General features: G+C 67.9%; 12 protein-coding genes and 2 pseudogenes. 10 read left to right on the top strand and 4 right to left on the bottom strand.

The genetic code is table 11. The features are described 5' to 3' along the window. Nucleotides 1-94 precede the first annotated feature (94 nt). The 9 genes and pseudogenes from ACIDOCELLA78_RS000000103180 (at nucleotide 95) to ACIDOCELLA78_RS000000103220 (ending at nucleotide 9,549) form a co-directional block, all read left to right on the top strand. The gene (locus ACIDOCELLA78_RS000000103180; RefSeq protein WP_201728347.1) at nucleotides 95-997 is read left to right on the top strand and encodes an EAL domain-containing protein; all 903 of its coding nucleotides are present in this window, start codon (nucleotides 95-97) and stop codon (nucleotides 995-997) included. Between the two features lie 82 nt (nucleotides 998-1,079). Continuing rightward, nucleotides 1,080-1,377 (top strand): annotated as a pseudogene (locus ACIDOCELLA78_RS000000103185) (DUF3253 domain-containing protein). Further along, the gene (locus tag ACIDOCELLA78_RS000000103190; RefSeq protein ID WP_201728348.1) at nucleotides 1,377-1,859 is read left to right on the top strand and encodes a DUF1499 domain-containing protein; all 483 of its coding nucleotides are present in this window, start codon (nucleotides 1,377-1,379) and stop codon (nucleotides 1,857-1,859) included. The pseudogene ACIDOCELLA78_RS000000103185 and the gene ACIDOCELLA78_RS000000103190 overlap by 1 nt, the downstream one beginning before the upstream one ends. Further along, on the top strand, nucleotides 1,856-3,622 hold the full coding sequence (locus ACIDOCELLA78_RS000000103195; protein ID WP_201728349.1) for an ABC transporter ATP-binding protein/permease: 1,767 nt from the start codon (nucleotides 1,856-1,858) through the stop codon (nucleotides 3,620-3,622). Before ACIDOCELLA78_RS000000103190 ends, ACIDOCELLA78_RS000000103195 begins: the two co-directional genes overlap by 4 nt. Nucleotides 3,623-3,637: 15 nt before the next feature. Further along, a complete protein-coding gene (locus ACIDOCELLA78_RS000000103200; RefSeq protein WP_201728350.1) occupies nucleotides 3,638-4,564 on the top strand; it encodes a glycerophosphodiester phosphodiesterase family protein in 927 nt (308 codons plus the stop codon). A gap of 27 nt (nucleotides 4,565-4,591) precedes the next feature. Continuing rightward, nucleotides 4,592-5,215, top strand: coding sequence for a hypothetical protein (locus ACIDOCELLA78_RS000000103205; protein WP_201728351.1), 624 nt, complete (start codon nucleotides 4,592-4,594; stop codon nucleotides 5,213-5,215). 188 nt (nucleotides 5,216-5,403) lie between these two features. After that, nucleotides 5,404-6,450: an HlyD family secretion protein gene (locus tag ACIDOCELLA78_RS000000103210; RefSeq protein ID WP_201728352.1), complete on the top strand. Its 1,047-nt coding sequence runs from the start codon at nucleotides 5,404-5,406 to the stop codon at nucleotides 6,448-6,450. Next, on the top strand, nucleotides 6,447-7,997 hold the full coding sequence (locus ACIDOCELLA78_RS000000103215) for a DHA2 family efflux MFS transporter permease subunit (protein ID WP_201728353.1): 1,551 nt from the start codon (nucleotides 6,447-6,449) through the stop codon (nucleotides 7,995-7,997). Before ACIDOCELLA78_RS000000103210 ends, ACIDOCELLA78_RS000000103215 begins: the two co-directional genes overlap by 4 nt. Beyond that, a complete protein-coding gene (locus ACIDOCELLA78_RS000000103220) occupies nucleotides 7,987-9,549 on the top strand; it encodes an efflux transporter outer membrane subunit (RefSeq protein WP_201728354.1) in 1,563 nt (520 codons plus the stop codon). The genes ACIDOCELLA78_RS000000103215 and ACIDOCELLA78_RS000000103220 overlap by 11 nt, the downstream gene beginning before the upstream one ends. Nucleotides 9,550-9,553: 4 nt before the next feature. Here ACIDOCELLA78_RS000000103220 and ACIDOCELLA78_RS000000103225 read toward each other — a convergent pair. Together ACIDOCELLA78_RS000000103225 and ACIDOCELLA78_RS000000103230 are read right to left on the bottom strand one after the other, a co-directional pair. Further along, a pseudogene (locus tag ACIDOCELLA78_RS000000103225) lies at nucleotides 9,554-10,565 on the bottom strand (LLM class flavin-dependent oxidoreductase). A gap of 83 nt (nucleotides 10,566-10,648) precedes the next feature. Beyond that, a complete protein-coding gene (locus tag ACIDOCELLA78_RS000000103230) occupies nucleotides 10,649-11,878 on the bottom strand; it encodes an NADP-dependent isocitrate dehydrogenase (protein ID WP_201728355.1) in 1,230 nt (409 codons plus the stop codon). A 115-nt stretch (nucleotides 11,879-11,993) separates the two neighbouring features. On the opposite strand from ACIDOCELLA78_RS000000103230, the gene ACIDOCELLA78_RS000000103235 reads away from it, so the two are divergent. Then, a complete protein-coding gene (locus ACIDOCELLA78_RS000000103235) occupies nucleotides 11,994-12,722 on the top strand; it encodes an orotate phosphoribosyltransferase (protein ID WP_201728356.1) in 729 nt (242 codons plus the stop codon). A gap of 73 nt (nucleotides 12,723-12,795) precedes the next feature. Here the strand turns inward: ACIDOCELLA78_RS000000103235 and ACIDOCELLA78_RS000000103240 are convergent, their stop codons facing one another. Then, nucleotides 12,796-13,458, bottom strand: coding sequence for a DUF1345 domain-containing protein (locus ACIDOCELLA78_RS000000103240; RefSeq protein ID WP_201728357.1), 663 nt, complete (start codon nucleotides 13,456-13,458; stop codon nucleotides 12,796-12,798). Nucleotides 13,459-13,508: 50 nt separating this feature from the next. After that, a complete protein-coding gene (locus tag ACIDOCELLA78_RS000000103245; protein WP_201728358.1) occupies nucleotides 13,509-15,176 on the bottom strand; it encodes an FGGY-family carbohydrate kinase in 1,668 nt (555 codons plus the stop codon). Nucleotides 15,177-15,186 lie beyond the last annotated feature (10 nt).

Here is a 15,186-nt window from a genome sequence, read left to right on the forward strand (position 1 = left end):
TCGTCGTCGCATTTATCGTGTCACGTTAAGGTATATTTTACCCATCCTGCTTCATCATCCCGTCACGTGGGACGCGTCGATGGAGTAGTGTCTTTTGAGTGTATCGCAGTCACCGGACTTTCGGCCGACAGCGGCCACCGCGCCGGTTCGGTCGGGCGTTTCGGAGTCCGGTTCGGCTGAAACGGAGCGTCGCGAGCGCGCGTCGCTCCGCCGTCTCGAAGCCGGCGAGCAGCGCAAGCGGGCGGCCCGCCTCGCCGATGCCTTGCGGCAGGACAGTTTCGTCCGCCGCTACATCCCGCGCCTCAGCCTCGCCCCCTCCGCCGAGCGGTTCGTTGGCGCCGATCTCTGGCTCGGCCTGCCGAACCGCCGCCGCGGCCTGATGCCGGTCGCTCCCCTGCTGCGCGGGATCGACCGGGCGATGCTGCGTCACGACATGCTGTCCTACACGCTGCGCGCCGTCGCGGCCGAACTCGCCGCCGGGCCGCCGGGCTGGCATGTCGGCGTTCCGCTTCCTGGCGCCACCCTCGGGGATGGCTACGCCGTCGGCCTCGTGCGCCAGGCCTTCGAGCCGCTCGGCATCGACCTCCAGAGGCTCGACATCCTGATCGACGAAGCCGACCTCGTGATCGGCGGCGAGCATCTCCAGCAGCAGATCGCCGGCCTGCGGGACGCCGGAATTGGCGTCATCCTCGAAGGGTTCGGTCACGATTTCGGGGGGCTTGCCCTGCTGTCCCGCCTGCCGTTCAGCGGCCTCAAATTCGACCGCCGGCTGGTTCGCGCCCTGGTGGCCGATCCCGCCGGGCCGGACGTGGTGCTGATCCGCGCCGCGATCGACATCGCCCGCCGGTTCGACGTCACCGTCCTGCTCGATGGGGTGGAAACCGAGTCCGAATTGCAGAAAGCCCGGGAGCTCGGAATCGCCGAGGTGCAGGGGCCATGGATCGGGCCCGCCATGGCGGCGGACATGCTTCGCGCGCGGCTGCCGGCCGGGATCTGAGCCGCGCAGCACGGCCCGAACCCTTCGCGGTTGGCGGCGCGGGAGCTTGCCGGAACGCCCGATCCGCGCCAGACATGACGGCATGACCCGTGCTCCGCACTCTGCCAGCCCCGACGAAGCCGGCCGCGCGATTCGCGGTGCCCTCGCTGCCTGTCGGCCAGGCGCCTCGATCTGCCCGACGGATGCCGCCCGGCATCTCGCCGCCGCGCGCGGCGAAACCGCGCCCGACGCCTGGCGCCACCATCCGCCGCACCGCGCTCGACCTTGCCCGCGAGGGCAGCATCGTGATCCTGCGCAAGGGCAAGGTGGTCGAACCCGATGCCGTGCGGGGCGTCATTCGTCTCGCCCAGCCCGCCATTCCTCCCGGAGAGACCGCCTGATGGCTGTTGGATTGTTGCCCCTGCTGCTCAGCATCGTCTTCCCCGCCTGCGGCTTCGCCGGCGCCGCCGGCGTCACCCCGCCGGGGCATGTCGATTTCCCCCATCTCGCCCTCCCGGCCTCGCCCAACAAGGCGCTGGCGGCCCCCGCCGGCTTCACCCCGAAACCCACGTTCGACACGCCGCGCTACGGCCTGCCGCCCGCCGCGCTCTATGCGCTCGTCGCCCGTGTCGCGGCCGCCGAGCCGCGAACCTATGGCCTCTCGGCCGATCCGGCCCGGATGCAGCAAGCCTGGGTCGCGCGCACGCCCGTGGCGAACTTCCCCGATGTGGTGATCGCTCAGGTCCGCCCCGACCCGGCCGGCGGCAGCGACCTGATCCTCTATTCCCGCTCGCTCTACGGCTATTCGGATTTCGGCGCCAATGCCGCCCGGCTGCGGCGCTGGCTCGATGCCATCTCCCGCGCGGCGGCGCCGCATTCATGAGGTTCCTGCGCGCGGTGATCGCCGCCCTGGCGGATGCCTGGCGCCTCGCCCGGCCCTATTTCGCCTCGAAAGAGCGCTGGCCGGCGCTGGCCCTGCTCGCGACCATCATCGCCCTCAACCTCGTCTCGGTCTATCTCAACGTTCTTTATTCCTACTGGTACAAGATCTTCTACAACGCGCTCCAGGCCAAGGACGCCGCCGGTTTCTGGCAGTCGATCTTCACCTACCGGATGATCAAGGGCTATCCCTGGTTCGTCCCCGGTTTCACCGAGATCGCCACCCTCAACATCCTCGTCGGCGTCTACGCCTTCTATCTCCAGCAGATGCTGGAAATCCGCTGGCGCCGCTGGATCACCGAAAATTTCGTGGCTGACTGGCTGGCCAACCGCGCGCATTACCAGCTCAGCCTGAAGGCCGAGGCCGGCAGCCCGCTCGATAACCCCGACCAGCGGATCGCTGACGACCTGCGCAGCTTCGTCTCCAACAACCTGTCCCTTGGCATCAGCTTCATCTCCAACATCGTGAACCTCTGCAGCTTCATCTTCGTGCTGTGGTTCCTGGTGCCGCCGCTGCACCTGCTTGGCCTGGTGATCCCCGGCTATCTGGTCTGGATCGCGATCGTCTATTCGCTCATCGGCACCTATCTGACCCATGTGATCGGCTGGAAACTGATCCCGCTGAGCTTCCAGCAGCAGCAGGTCGACGCCGATTTCCGCTTCAATCTCATCCGCGTGCGCGAGAACACCGAGCAGATCGCGCTCTATGGCGGCGAGGCCGAGGAAGGGGTCGGCCTGAAGCAGCGCTTCCATGCGATCTACCTCAACTGGTGGAAGATCATGAAGCGCACCAAGGCGCTGAACTTCTTCACCATCGGCTTCAGCCAGGTGGCGATCATCTTCCCGATCCTGATCGCCGCCCCCGGCTATTTCTCCGGCCTCTTCACCCTCGGCCTGCTGCTGCAGATCAACAATATCTTCGGCAACGTGCAGGGCTCGTTCTCCTGGTTCGTTTCGGCCTATCCGCAGCTGGTCGGCTGGCGCGCCACCGTGCAGCGTCTCGATGGGTTCGAGCGCGCGGTGAAGCAGGCGCACGCGCACCGGCCCGACCATGTCGTCGCGCCGGCGGATGCAGCACTGCATGCCGAAGATCTCACCGTCTCGCTGCCCGACGGGCGGCATCTTTTCGCCGGCGCCAGCCTCGCCATCGAGCGCGGCGAGCCGGTGGTCATCACCGGCCCCTCCGGCACCGGAAAATCCACACTGTTCCGCGCGCTCGCCGGTATCTGGCCGTTCGGCCGCGGCCGCGTCGCCCGGCCCTCCGGCACGGCGATGTTCCTGCCCCAGAAACCCTATTTTCCGCTCGGCTCGCTCAAGCGCGCGGTCGCCTATCCGCAGCAGGAATACGAGGTGGACGACGAAACCGTCCGCGCGGCCCTCGCCGAGGTCGGCCTCGGCGGCCTCGGCCTGCGTCTCGAACATGTCGACAACTGGGCGCTGCGCCTGTCGGGCGGCGAGCAGCAGCGCCTCGCCCTTGCGCGCGTGCTGGTCGCGCGGCCGGACTGGCTGTTCCTCGACGAGGCGCTCTCCGCGCTCGACGAGGAGTCGGCCGCCAGCCTCTTCGCCATGCTGCGCGCCCGCATGCCGGCGATGCAGATCGTCTCGATCGCCCATCACGAAAGCCTGATCCGCCTGCATCCCAGGCGCATGCGCATCAGCCCCGGCGAGGGCGGCCATGCCCGCGTCGACGCAGCCGAGACCGCCTGACCCGAAAGACCCGCCATGACCGACGCCGCCGCATTGCCGCGCTCCATCGCTCTGTTCGGCCATCGTGGCGCGCGCGGCCTGCGTCCCGAAAACACCATCGAGGGCTTCGCCGCGATCGCGTCGCTCGACCTGACCGGCGCCGAATTCGATGTCGGCCTGACGGTCGATGATGTCGTGGTGGTTCACCACGATCCGCGCCTCAATCCCGACATCGCGCGCGATGGGGCAGGGAACTGGCTCGCGCCCGAAGCCGCCCCGCTGCTTCGCGCGCAACGCTTCGCCGAACTCGCCGCCTACGATGTCGGCCGGCTGCGGCCGGGATCGGACTATGCCGCGCGCTACCCCGCCCAGGCGCCGGCGGATGGCGCGCGGATTCCCACGCTCGATGCGGTGATCGAGGCGCTTGCCGGCCGCGATCTCCTGGTGGAGGTCAAGACCTTCCCCGACCATCCCGACCGCACGGCGACGCCCGAACGCATGGCCGCCGCGGTGATCGACACGCTCCGCCGTCATCGCGCCATCGGGCGTACGCTGCTCTTTGCCTTCGACTGGCGGGTGCTGCGCGCCGCGGCGGCAATCGAGCCGGGCCTGCGCCGGTGCGGCCTCACCGCGCCGGATACGGTGGAGGCCGCCCCGCTCTGGCTCGGCGGCATCGATCTAGACGCATTCGGCGGCCAGCTCCCGCGCGCGGTCGCGGCCCTGGGGGCCGTGTGCTGGGCGCCGTTTCACGGGACGCTCCAGCAGAGCGAAGTCCGCGAGGCCCACGCGCTCGGCCTCCTCGTGTTGCCCTGGACCGTCAACACCGCCGAGGCGTTCGACCGGATGATCGGGTTCGGCGTCGATGGCATGATTTCCGATCGTCCCGATCTCGCCCGTGACGCCATCGCGCGCGCCGGCTTGCAACTCGCCGCCCCCGGCTTCGTCGCCGCCGCACCAGGCTGAATCCCAGTAATTCGCGCGCCGCGCGGCGTGGCAGAGAAACCGCCGCAACCCCGGCGCCCGCCAGCCCGCCTCGTCGAGCAATATGTCCACAGGCGCGAACAATTCGTGCGGATGCGCGATGCTTCCGGCGGTGAATTCCCTGAAATGCTTGGGCTTCAGCGCATAGAGAACCCTGATGTCGCGCACCGGCAGCGCGGTTGGCGTCTCCGGTGCGGCATCGAGCAGGCCGATCCGCTGCCATCGCTGCGTCGGGTCCTGCGCGCAGACTGGCCGGCGCATCCATCCGGCGGGGCAGGAGACCAGCAGCGAATGCAGGCTCGGCGCATAGCGGGACCGCTTGTCGAGCAGGTTCTGCAAGCTGCCGCAGATCTCGATCGCGAAGAGATCGACGAACGGATCGGCGCTATTGCCGCCGAACCACAACCACAGCCCGTCGGGGAAGGTTCGCATCCGCGAGGCGCCGGGAATCTTCAGGGCAGGGGCCTCGGTTTCCTGAACCGGTCCCGGCCGGGCCCGCAGCCACACCCCGCGCTCGTCCGCATCTGCGGGTTCAAGCCCCGGCGGCGTCTGTGGCCATGCCCTGATCCGGTCGCGCAGGTAACTGTCCATGCTCTGAAACTGCGTCATTTTTCATCCAAATTGTTATTTTGAAAATCGAAATACTACCTAAGATAGTAATACTCCACACGCCGACGGATTCAAGCCGAATCGTCGTCTTCGTTGAAACTTTGTTGATGTACGTTCGACCCCCGCCGAGTTGTTGCGGCTTCGAGATGTGTGTAATGGCGACCCACGCGCCGATGGTGGCGATGATCCTGCCAATAGGATAAACTGCATTCATGAATGACCTGACCGAGACCGACTTGCGCCGCAGCGCGACCTCGTCGTCAGCACCTGCAGTCGCCGCGCGCCGCAAGCGGCGTCCGTTTGTAATTCTGGCGCTGTTGCTGATCGGTCTTGCCGCCGCGGGCCTTGCCTATTGGTGGAGCACCCGCGATTTCGCCTCCACCTCGGATGCGCAGATCGAAAGCGCGATCCATACGATTTCCGCCCGCGTCCAGGGCAAGGTCGTGGCCGTTCTGGTCAGGACCAACCAGCACGTCGTGCGTGGGCAGGTGCTCGTCCGCCTCGATCCGCGGGCCCAGCGCGTGGCGCTCGACCGCGCCGAAGCCGGCGAGGCCGAGGCGAAGGCCGATCTCGCCGCGCGCGAGGCCGACCTCGCGGTTGCCCGCGCCAATGTCGAGGTGGCCGACGCCTCGCTGTTCCGCGCCCGCCGTGACGAGGCGCGCTACACCAGGATCGATCCGCGCGCGATCACGCCGACAACGCGCGATTCCGTCGCCGCCGCCCTGCGCGGCGCGGTTGCCCGCGCCGACGCCGCCCGCCAGCAGGTTGGCGCCGCCAATGCCGCTGTCGCGGCAGCGCAAGCCGCGCTCAAGGCCGCCACCGTGAATGTCGCCGACGCCCGGCTCAAGCTTGGCTACACCGAAATCCGCGCCCCGGTTTCCGGCTGGGTCGCGCGCAAGAGCGTGCGCACCGGCAATGTCGTGGCCCCCGGAGCCGGGCTGATGGCCATTGTCGGCGATCGCGTATGGGTTACCGCGAACTTCAAGGAGACGGCGCTCGGCAGGATTCATCCCGGCCAGAACGTGCGGGTCTATGTCGATGCCATCCCCGGCATCGCGTTTCACGCGCGGGTCGCCAGCATCCAGCACGGCACCGGGAGCGTCTTCTCGCTGCTCCCGGCAGAGAACGCCACCGGCAATTACGTCAAGGTGGTCCAGCGCGTCCCCGTCCGCATCGACTTCGACGACAGCCGCCTGCGCAACCATCTGCTCGCGCCCGGCATGTCCGTCGAGCCCTATATCCGCATCCGCGGCCAATGAGCCTGCTCTACGCCACGCGGCCCAACACGCCGCGTTCGGCGGCAGGCGTCTACAATCCCTGGTTGATCGTGGCGATGGTGGCGCTGGCACCGTTCATGGAGGTGCTCGACACCACCATCGCCAATGTCGCGCTCACCCATATCGCCGGCTCGCTGGCGGTCAGCCCCGACGAAAGCACCTGGGTGCTTACCTCCTATCTCGTCTCGAACAGCATCATCCTGCCGATCACCGGCTGGCTGCAGGAGGTGGTCGGCCGCAAGCGGCTGTTCCTGATCTGCGTCGCGCTCTTCACCGCAAGCTCGGTCCTCTGCGCGCTCTCGACCTCGCTGTCCATGCTCATCGTCGCCCGGGTGCTGCAGGGCATCGGCGGCGGCGGCCTGCAGCCCGTAACCCAGTCGATGTATGCCGACAGCTTCCCCCCCTCGCAGCGCGCCCAGGTCTTTGCGGTATTCGGCGTGGTGATCATCGTCGCCCCCGCCACCGGGCCGATCCTCGGCGGCTGGCTGACCGACCATCTGTCCTGGCACTGGGTGTTCCTGATCAACCTGCCGATCGGCCTCATCGCCTTTGCCCTGATCGCGATCTTTGTCGACGAACCCGAACTTCTGATCCGCGAGCGCGCCGCCCGCCTCGCCGTCGGCCTGCGGTTCGACTGGTTCGGCCTCCTGCTGGTCGCTGTCGGGTTCGGCGCGTTGCAGATCTTTCTCGACAAGTTCTCGATCGACGACGGATTTGGCAGCGTCTTCATCCGCTTCCTGTTCGTGCTCTGGTCGGTCTCGCTCGTCACCCTCATCGTCTGGGAATGGAACCACCCCGCGCCGGTGGTGAATGTCCGCCTCTTCGCCTACCGAAACTTCGCGATCTGCTGCCTCGTGATGTTCGTCATCGGCTTCATCCTGCTCAGCACCACCCAGCTGCTTCCCCAGCTCACCCAGACGCTGATGGGCTACTCCTCGGAAACCGCCGGTTTCGCCCTCGCCCTCGGCGGCCTCGCCACGATCGGGCTGATGCCCGTCGCCGGCATCGTCACCGGCCGGATCATCCCCGCGCGCGTGCTGCTGGTGGGCGGTCTGCTCGAAACCGGCATCGCGCTGGTCTTCCAGTCGCACCTGGCGCCCACCGCCTCGTTCTCCACCATCTCGATCGACCGGGTGCTGCAGGTGATCGCGCTGCCCTTCCTGTTCATCCCGATTTCGGCGCTGTCCTATGTCGGCCTGCCACCGGCCCGCAACGGCGATGCCTCCGCCATCATCAACCAGGTGCGCAATATCGGCGGCAGCATCGGCATCTCCTTCGTCACCTCGATGCTCGCCTGGCGTACCCAGTTCCATCATTCAAGACTTGCCGAATCCGTCACACCGTATGCCAGCCTGCACGGAAGGACCCTTTCGCAGGTCGCCGCGGCGGTGCAACATCAGGCAGCGTTCATGAGCTATCTTGATTTGTTCCATATTCTGGGCCTGATGGCCCTGCTGGTCTGGCCGGTCGTGCTGTTGCTGGGCACCCCGTCCGCCCGCGCCGCCGAAGGAGTGGTCTATGAAATCTGATGTTTTTGCCGCCCGCCTGCGCCGGCGGGCCCTCATGGGCCCGGCGCTGATCGCGGCCCTCGCACTCGGCGGCTGCGAACTCGGCCCCAATTTCCACGCGCCGCGAACGAGGACGGCTTCATCCTTTCTCGCCCATCGTCCGGCGCTGACCTCCCCGGAGACGGTCAGCCAGGGCAAGGTCGACCTCGCCTGGTGGCAGAGCTTCGGCGATCCCGCCCTCAGCGGTCTTGAGCAGCAGGCCATCGCCCGCAATCTCGACGTGAAGGCCGCCACCCAGCGCCTCGCCGAAGCCGAGGCCCAGGCGCAGATCGAGGGCGCGGCACTCTACCCGAACCTCAATTTCGCCGGCTCCTACACGCGCGAGAAGCCGAGCAACAAGGGCGTCTTCACCGCGCTCAGCGGCGGCGGGTCAACCTCGACCAGCACCAATGCCGGCTCCACCGCCAGCGGCGGCTCGACCTCGATCGGCGGCGGCGGCCTGCCCGGCGCGCAGCTCCAGCCCTTCAACCTCTTCCAGTACGGTTTCTCCTCGGTCTTCGATTTCGATCTCTGGGGCAAGAACCGCCGCGCGGTCGAGGCCTCGCTCGCCGCGGTGCAGGCCTCGCGCGATGCCCGCCGCGCCGTCCTCCTCAACACCGAGGCCGAGGTGGCGCACGATTACATCAATCTGCGCGCCGAGCAGGCGGTCCTCGCCATCACCCGCCGCAACCTCGCCAGCGCCAGCAACATCGCCGGGCTGATCCGCCAGCGCCAGCAGGCCGGCCTCGCCAACGCGCTCGACGTCGCCGACGCCGAGGCCCAGGCGGCGTCGATCCGCGCCCAACTCCCCGCCCTGCAAACTTCGATCTCAGCGGACATCAACCAGCTCAGCCTCCTTCTCGGCGAGGGGCCGGAAGCCCTCCGCGCAAGGCTGATCACCGCGAAACCGATTCCGCCGGTCCCCCCGGTGGTGCCGATCGGCCTGCCCTCGCAACTGCTCCAGCGCCGTCCGGACATCCGCGAAGCTACCGCCCGCCTGCATGAAGCCACCGCCGAGATCGGTGTCGCCAAGGCGAGCTTCTTCCCCGACATTTCGCTCGCCGGCTCGGTGTCGCTGCAGGCGCTGCAATTCTCCAACCTGAACCAGCTTTCCGCCGTCACCTACGCGATCGGCCCGCAGATCACCATGCCGCTGTTCGAGGGCGGCCGCCTGCGCGGCGAGCTGCACCTGCGCAAGGCGCAGCAGCGCGAGGCCGCGGTGAACTACGCGAAAACCGTGCTCACCGCCTTCCATCAGGTCGACAACGCGCTGACCGCCTATGACGAGGAGCAGAAGACCCAGGACGCGCTGAAAACCGACGTCACCCAGACCCGCCGCGCGCTGTCACTCGCCCAGGAACGCTACCGCGAAGGCCTCGTCGACTATCTCCAGGTCCTCACCGCGCAGCAATCCGTGCTGGCCGCCGAACAGGCGCAGGCGCAGAGCCAGGCGAGGATTTCGGCCGACCTCGTCACGCTCTATCAGGCGCTCGGCGGCGGCTGGGAGCATAACGAGCCGCCCGCCGCCGGCTGAGGCCTCAGGCGGCCCGGCTCAGGCTGCAGCCCAGCCCGCGCACGATCTCGTAGCTGCGCCGGCGCGCCGCATGGTCGTGGATCTGGCAGGCGATCATCAGTTCGTCGGGGCGGAATTCGGCCATGAAGCCGGCGAGCTTCGCCGCGACCCGCGCCGGCCCGCCAACCATCGCATAGGCCAGCGCATGCTCGACCCCGGCGCGCTCGCGCTCGCTCCATCCCCCGTCGAGCGGCGCGGGGCGCGGCAGCAGCCCCGGCTGGCCGCGCCGCAGATTGACGAAGGCGCGCTGCTGCGAGGTGAACAGGAAATCCGCCTCCTCGTCATCCGGCGCGGCGCAGACCGTGACACAGATCATCGCATGCGGCTTCGCCAGCTGTGCCGAGGCTGGAACCGGCTGCGATACCGCGTCAGCGCGGCACCCAGCAGATCGGGGGCGAAATGCGCTGCGAAGGCGAAGGGCAGGCCGAGCGCGGCGGCGAGTTCGGCCGAGAAGGTGCTCGATCCGAGCAGCCAGATCGGCACGTCGAGCCCCGCGCCCGGCACCGCGCGCACCGCCTGCGCCGCGTCCGCCGGCTGGAAATACGATTGCAGCTCGATCACATCCTCGATGAAGCGGGCCTCGGTCCCCTCCATGTTCCGCCGCAGCGCGTGGGCGGTGCGCGGATCGGTGCCCGGCGCGCGGCCAAGCCCGAGATCGATCCGCCCGGGATGCAGCGCGGCCAGCGTGCCGAACTGCTCGGCGATCACCAGCGGCGCATGGTTGGGCAGCATCACCCCGCCCGAGCCGACGCGGATCCGCGTCGTCGCCTGCGCCACATGCGCGATCACGACCGAGGTGGCCGCGCTCGCGATTCCGGGCATGTTGTGGTGTTCGGCCAACCAGTAGCGGTTGAAGCCGAGGGTTTCGGCGTGGCGGGCGAGGTCGATGCTGTTGCGCAACGCGTCGCCCGGGTGGCGCCGTCCGGCACGGGGGCGAGGTCGAGAACCGAAAACGGGAAGCCTTCCATCATATCCATATAGGGAAGGCAGCCCGCCTTTCAGTCAAGACGCCGTCAGGTATGTGGCCCTGCGATCCTTGTGTGGACCACAGGGCCCGCCATCACGCGGCCTGGCGCTTCGCCATCGCCGCCTGCAGGTTCTCGTCGAGCTTGGCGAGGAAGTCCTGCGTCGTCATCCAGGGCTGATCCTTCGAGATCAGCAGCGCGAGATCCTTGGTCATGAACCCGCTTTCCACCGTCTCGACGCAGACGCGCTCCAGCGTCTCGGCGAACTCGGTCACCTCGGGGGTCTCGTCGAACTTGCCGCGATAGGCGAGGCCGCGGGTCCAGGCGAAAATCGAGGCGATCGGGTTGGTCGAGGTCGGCCGGCCCTTCTGGTGCTCGCGATAGTGGCGCGTCACGGTGCCGTGCGCCGCCTCGCTCTCCACCGTCTTGCCGTCCGGGCTCATCAGCACCGAGGTCATCAGCCCGAGGCTGCCGAAGCCCTGCGCCACGATGTCGCTCTCCACATCGCCGTCATAGTTCTTGCAGGCCCAGATATAGCCGCCGTTCCATTTCAGCGCCGAGGCGACCATGTCGTCGATCAGCCGGTGCTCGTAGGTCAGGCCGCGCTTGTCGAACTCGGCCTTGAACTCGGCGTCGAAGATCTCCTGGAACACATCCTTGAACATGCCGTCATAGGCCTTGAGGATGGTGTTCTTGGTCGAGAGATAGACCGGATAGTTCCGCGCCAGCCCGTAATTGAAGCTCGCCCGCGCGAAGCCCTCGATCGAGGCCTTGGTGTTGTGGATGCCGAGCGCCACGCCGGGGCCCTTGAAATCATGCACGTCGAGGATCAGCGGCTTGCTGCCATCGGCCGGAATGTAGGAGAGCTGCACCTTGCCGGGGCCGGGGATCTTGGTTTCGGCGGCGCGGTAGATGTCGCCATAGGCATGGCGGCCGATCACGATCGGCTGCGACCAGTGCGGCACCAGGCGCGGCACGTTCGCGCAGATGATCGGCTCGCGGAAGATCGTGCCGTCGAGGATGTTGCGGATCGTCCCGTTCGGGCTGCGCCACATCTGCTTGAGGTTGAATTCCGTCACCCGCGCCTCGTCCGGCGTGATCGTGGCGCACTTCACCGCGACGCCGTATTCCCGCGTCGCCAGCGCCGAGTCGACCGTCACCTTGTCGTCGGTCGCATCGCGGTTCTCGATCCCGAGATCGAAATATTTCAGGTCGATGTCGAGATAGGGCAGGATCAGCTTGTCCTTGATGAACCCCCAGATGATCCGGGTCATCTCGTCGCCGTCCATCTCCACGATCGGGTTCTTAACCTTGATCTTGGCCATTCCGAAGCTCCTTGCGGCAGTTTGCGACGGTCTAGCCATGCGCCCCGCCCGCCGCAAGACGGTGGACGGCAGGGCAGGGGTGTTCTAGGACGGCGGCCAGATTTGGAGGATCGACATGACGTCTGGCCTGGGCCACGCGACCGACTGGGACCGCGACGCCGCACTTACCGCGGCCCGCATCCTGCTCGAAATCAGGGCGGTGAATTTCCGCCCCGAGGAACCCTACACCTTCACCTCGGGCTGGAAGGCGCCGGTCTATATCGACTGCCGCAAGATTATCTACTTCCCCCGCGCCCGGGCGAAAATCTGCGAGCTTGGCGTCGAGAAGCTCTACCGCCATGTCGGCTTCGAGACGATCGAGGCCGTCGCCGGCGGCGAAACCGCGGGCATCCCCTACGCCGCCTGGATGGCGGACCGCATGGGCCTGCCGATGGCCTATGTCCGCAAGAAGCCCAAGGGCTTCGGCCGCAACGCCCAGATCGAGGGCGACGTGCCGGAGGGCAGGAACACCCTCCTCGTCGAAGACCTCACCACCGATGGCGGATCGAAAATCCACTTCGCCAACGCGCTGCGCGAGGCCGGGGCGATCTGCAACCACGTCTTCGTGGTGTTCTATTACGGCGTCTTCCCCGGCAGCCTGAACACGCTGGCCGAGATGGGCATGTCGCTGCACCATCTCTGCACCTGGTGGGACGTGCTGGAAGCCTGCCGCGGTGGCGACTATTTCCCCGAGGCGACACTCGCCGGCGTGCGCAGGTTCCTCGAAGACCCCGTCGCCTGGTCGGCGAAGCATGGCGGTGTCGCCAGCGCCGAGGAGGCCGCCGCCTACAAGGCGTCGAAATAGAGCACGATATTGATAATTGGAGCATCATCCGATCAGATGACCCCATCCGATCGGATGATGCTCAATCCCGCGCTCAGAACAGCCCAGCCGCGATGTTGATGGCGAGCGCCAGCACCACGGTGTTGAACAGGTAGCCGATCACGCCCTGCAATGTCGCGAGCCGGCGCATCTTGCGGCTGAGGATGTTCACGTCCGACACCTGGAACGTCATCCCCAGCACGAACGAGAAATAGACGAAATCGAGATAGTCGGGCGCCTCGCCACCCGGAAAGGCAAGCCCGCCCTCCGGCCCGCTTTCGGTCGCCGCGTAATATTCATGCGCGTAGCGATAGGTGAAGGTGATCTGCGTCATCAGCCACGAGGCCACCAGCGTCGCCGCCACCAGTGCCACATAGGGCGTGTGCGCCGCCGCCCCCGCCCCCTTGCCGCGCGCGGCGAAGATCACGATCGCGGTGAAGCTCATCAGCGCGCCGGCGATGCTCAGGCCGAAGATCGTCCATTCGCCTTCCTCCTGCCGCGCCGCGTCATCGCCGATCCGGGTGTGATCGGCGCGGCTGAAATGCAGCATCGCCAGCACGACATAGGCGGCAACGGCGATGTCCCAGCACAGCACCGCGCGCAGCGTCGGCGCGATCGTGGCGGGCAGCAGCAGCGCGGCCAGAAGGCCGCAGAGCAATCCGGTAAACAGGCGCGGGTGGCTGCGCGCGACCCGCACGGCGAGGGGAGATGTCCACATGCCGCGCAGGATACACCAATCCCGCGCCGCCGGCAGATACCCTCGCCGGTTCAGCCCCGCATCAGCGCCCGATACGCCATCTGGTCGTCATGCATCCGCCGGAACACGGCATATTTGCGGGCATGGAACGCCGTCCGCGCCGCCTCCGGCGCGATCACCGCCCCGGCCCGGCTCATCGCCGCCATTGCCGCCGGCAGGTCGGGATAGGCGCCGCCGGCCACGGCGCCGAGAATGGCGCTGCCGAGCAGCACCGCTTCCGGCTCCGCCGGCAGCACGATCCGGCATCCCGTCGCATCGGCGTGCTCGCGCAGGAACAGCGGGTTCTTCGTCCCCCCGCCGGTCGCCATGATCGTGTCGATCGCGTAGCCATGTTCGTTCATCGTCTCGATGATGTGCCGCGTGCCATAGGCCACGGCCTGGATCGTCGCGAGATAGAGCCGCGCGCACTCAGCCTCGTCCGCCGCGAGCTTCAGGCCCGAGATCATGCCCAGCAGGCTCGCATCGGCCCGTGGCGAGCGGTTGCCGTGAAAATCGGGAAACACGTGCAGCTCCCCGGTCAGCTCCCCGGTCAGCTCCCCGGTCAGCGCCGCGGTCGAGCCGGCCTCCGCCGCCATCTGCCCGACCATCGCATTCAGCCGCTCATAGATGCTCACCCCCTCCGCCTTCGCGGCCTCGGCAAGCGCGGGATAGGCGGCATGGGTCGTCACCACGTGGTCGATCAGCGCGCCCGTCGCCGACTGCCCGCCCTCGCTCAGCCACATCCCCGGAAGCATCGCCGCGTGATATGGTCCCCACACGCCGGGAACGAAGCGCGGCTCCGGCGCCACTGCCATGTGGCAGGACGAGGTGCCGCCGATCAGCGCCACCCGCCGCCCGAGCGCGGCCGCATCCGGCGCCGCTCCGTCGAGTGCCGCGCCGATCACCCCGATCCCGCCGGCATGCGCGTCGATCGCCGAGGTGCCTACCGGAATCCCCGGCGTGAGACCAAACGCCGCCGCCGCTTCGGCCGAGAGCCCGCCGCCCACCGGTGTCGCGATCGGCAGGATCGTGGTGCCGATCCGCGCGAACCCCTCATCGGCGAGTTCGCCAAGCCCGATCGCCCGGAAATACCCCTCGTCCCAGCGGGATTCGTGGCCGAGATAGGTCCATTTGCACACGGTCGAGCAGAGCGAGCGGCTGGTCGCCCCCGTCGCCCTGTAGGTGAGGAAATCCGGCAGGTCGAAGACATGCCGCGCCGCCGCCCAGCTTTGCGGCGCGTGCCGCTTCAGCCACAGCAGCTTCGGCGTCTCCATCTCCAGCGAGATCCGCCCGCCGACATAGCGCAGCACCTCGTGCCCGCCCGCATTGATCTCCTCCGCCTCGGCCCGCGCGCGATGATCCGCCCAGAGAATCACGTCCTGCGCCGGGTCGCCGTCCGGCTCCACCGGCAGCGGCGCGCCGGCCGCATCCAGCACCACGAGCGAGCAGGTCGCATCGAACCCGATGCCCCGCACCACCAGCCCGCCGCCCGCCTCCGTCATCGCGCGGCGCACGCACGCGCTCACCGCTCCCCAGATATCCGCACTCGATTGCTGGATGAAATCCGCCCGCGGCCGCCAGCTGCCGATCGCCCGCGTGGCACTCCCGCGCATCGCCCCGTCAAGGCCGAACACGCCCGCGCGCGCGCTCCCGGTGCCGACATCGACGCCGATGACGACATGGTTTTCCGGATGGCTCATGGCGGTTCTC

Source organism: Acidocella sp. C78 (assembly GCF_907164655.1).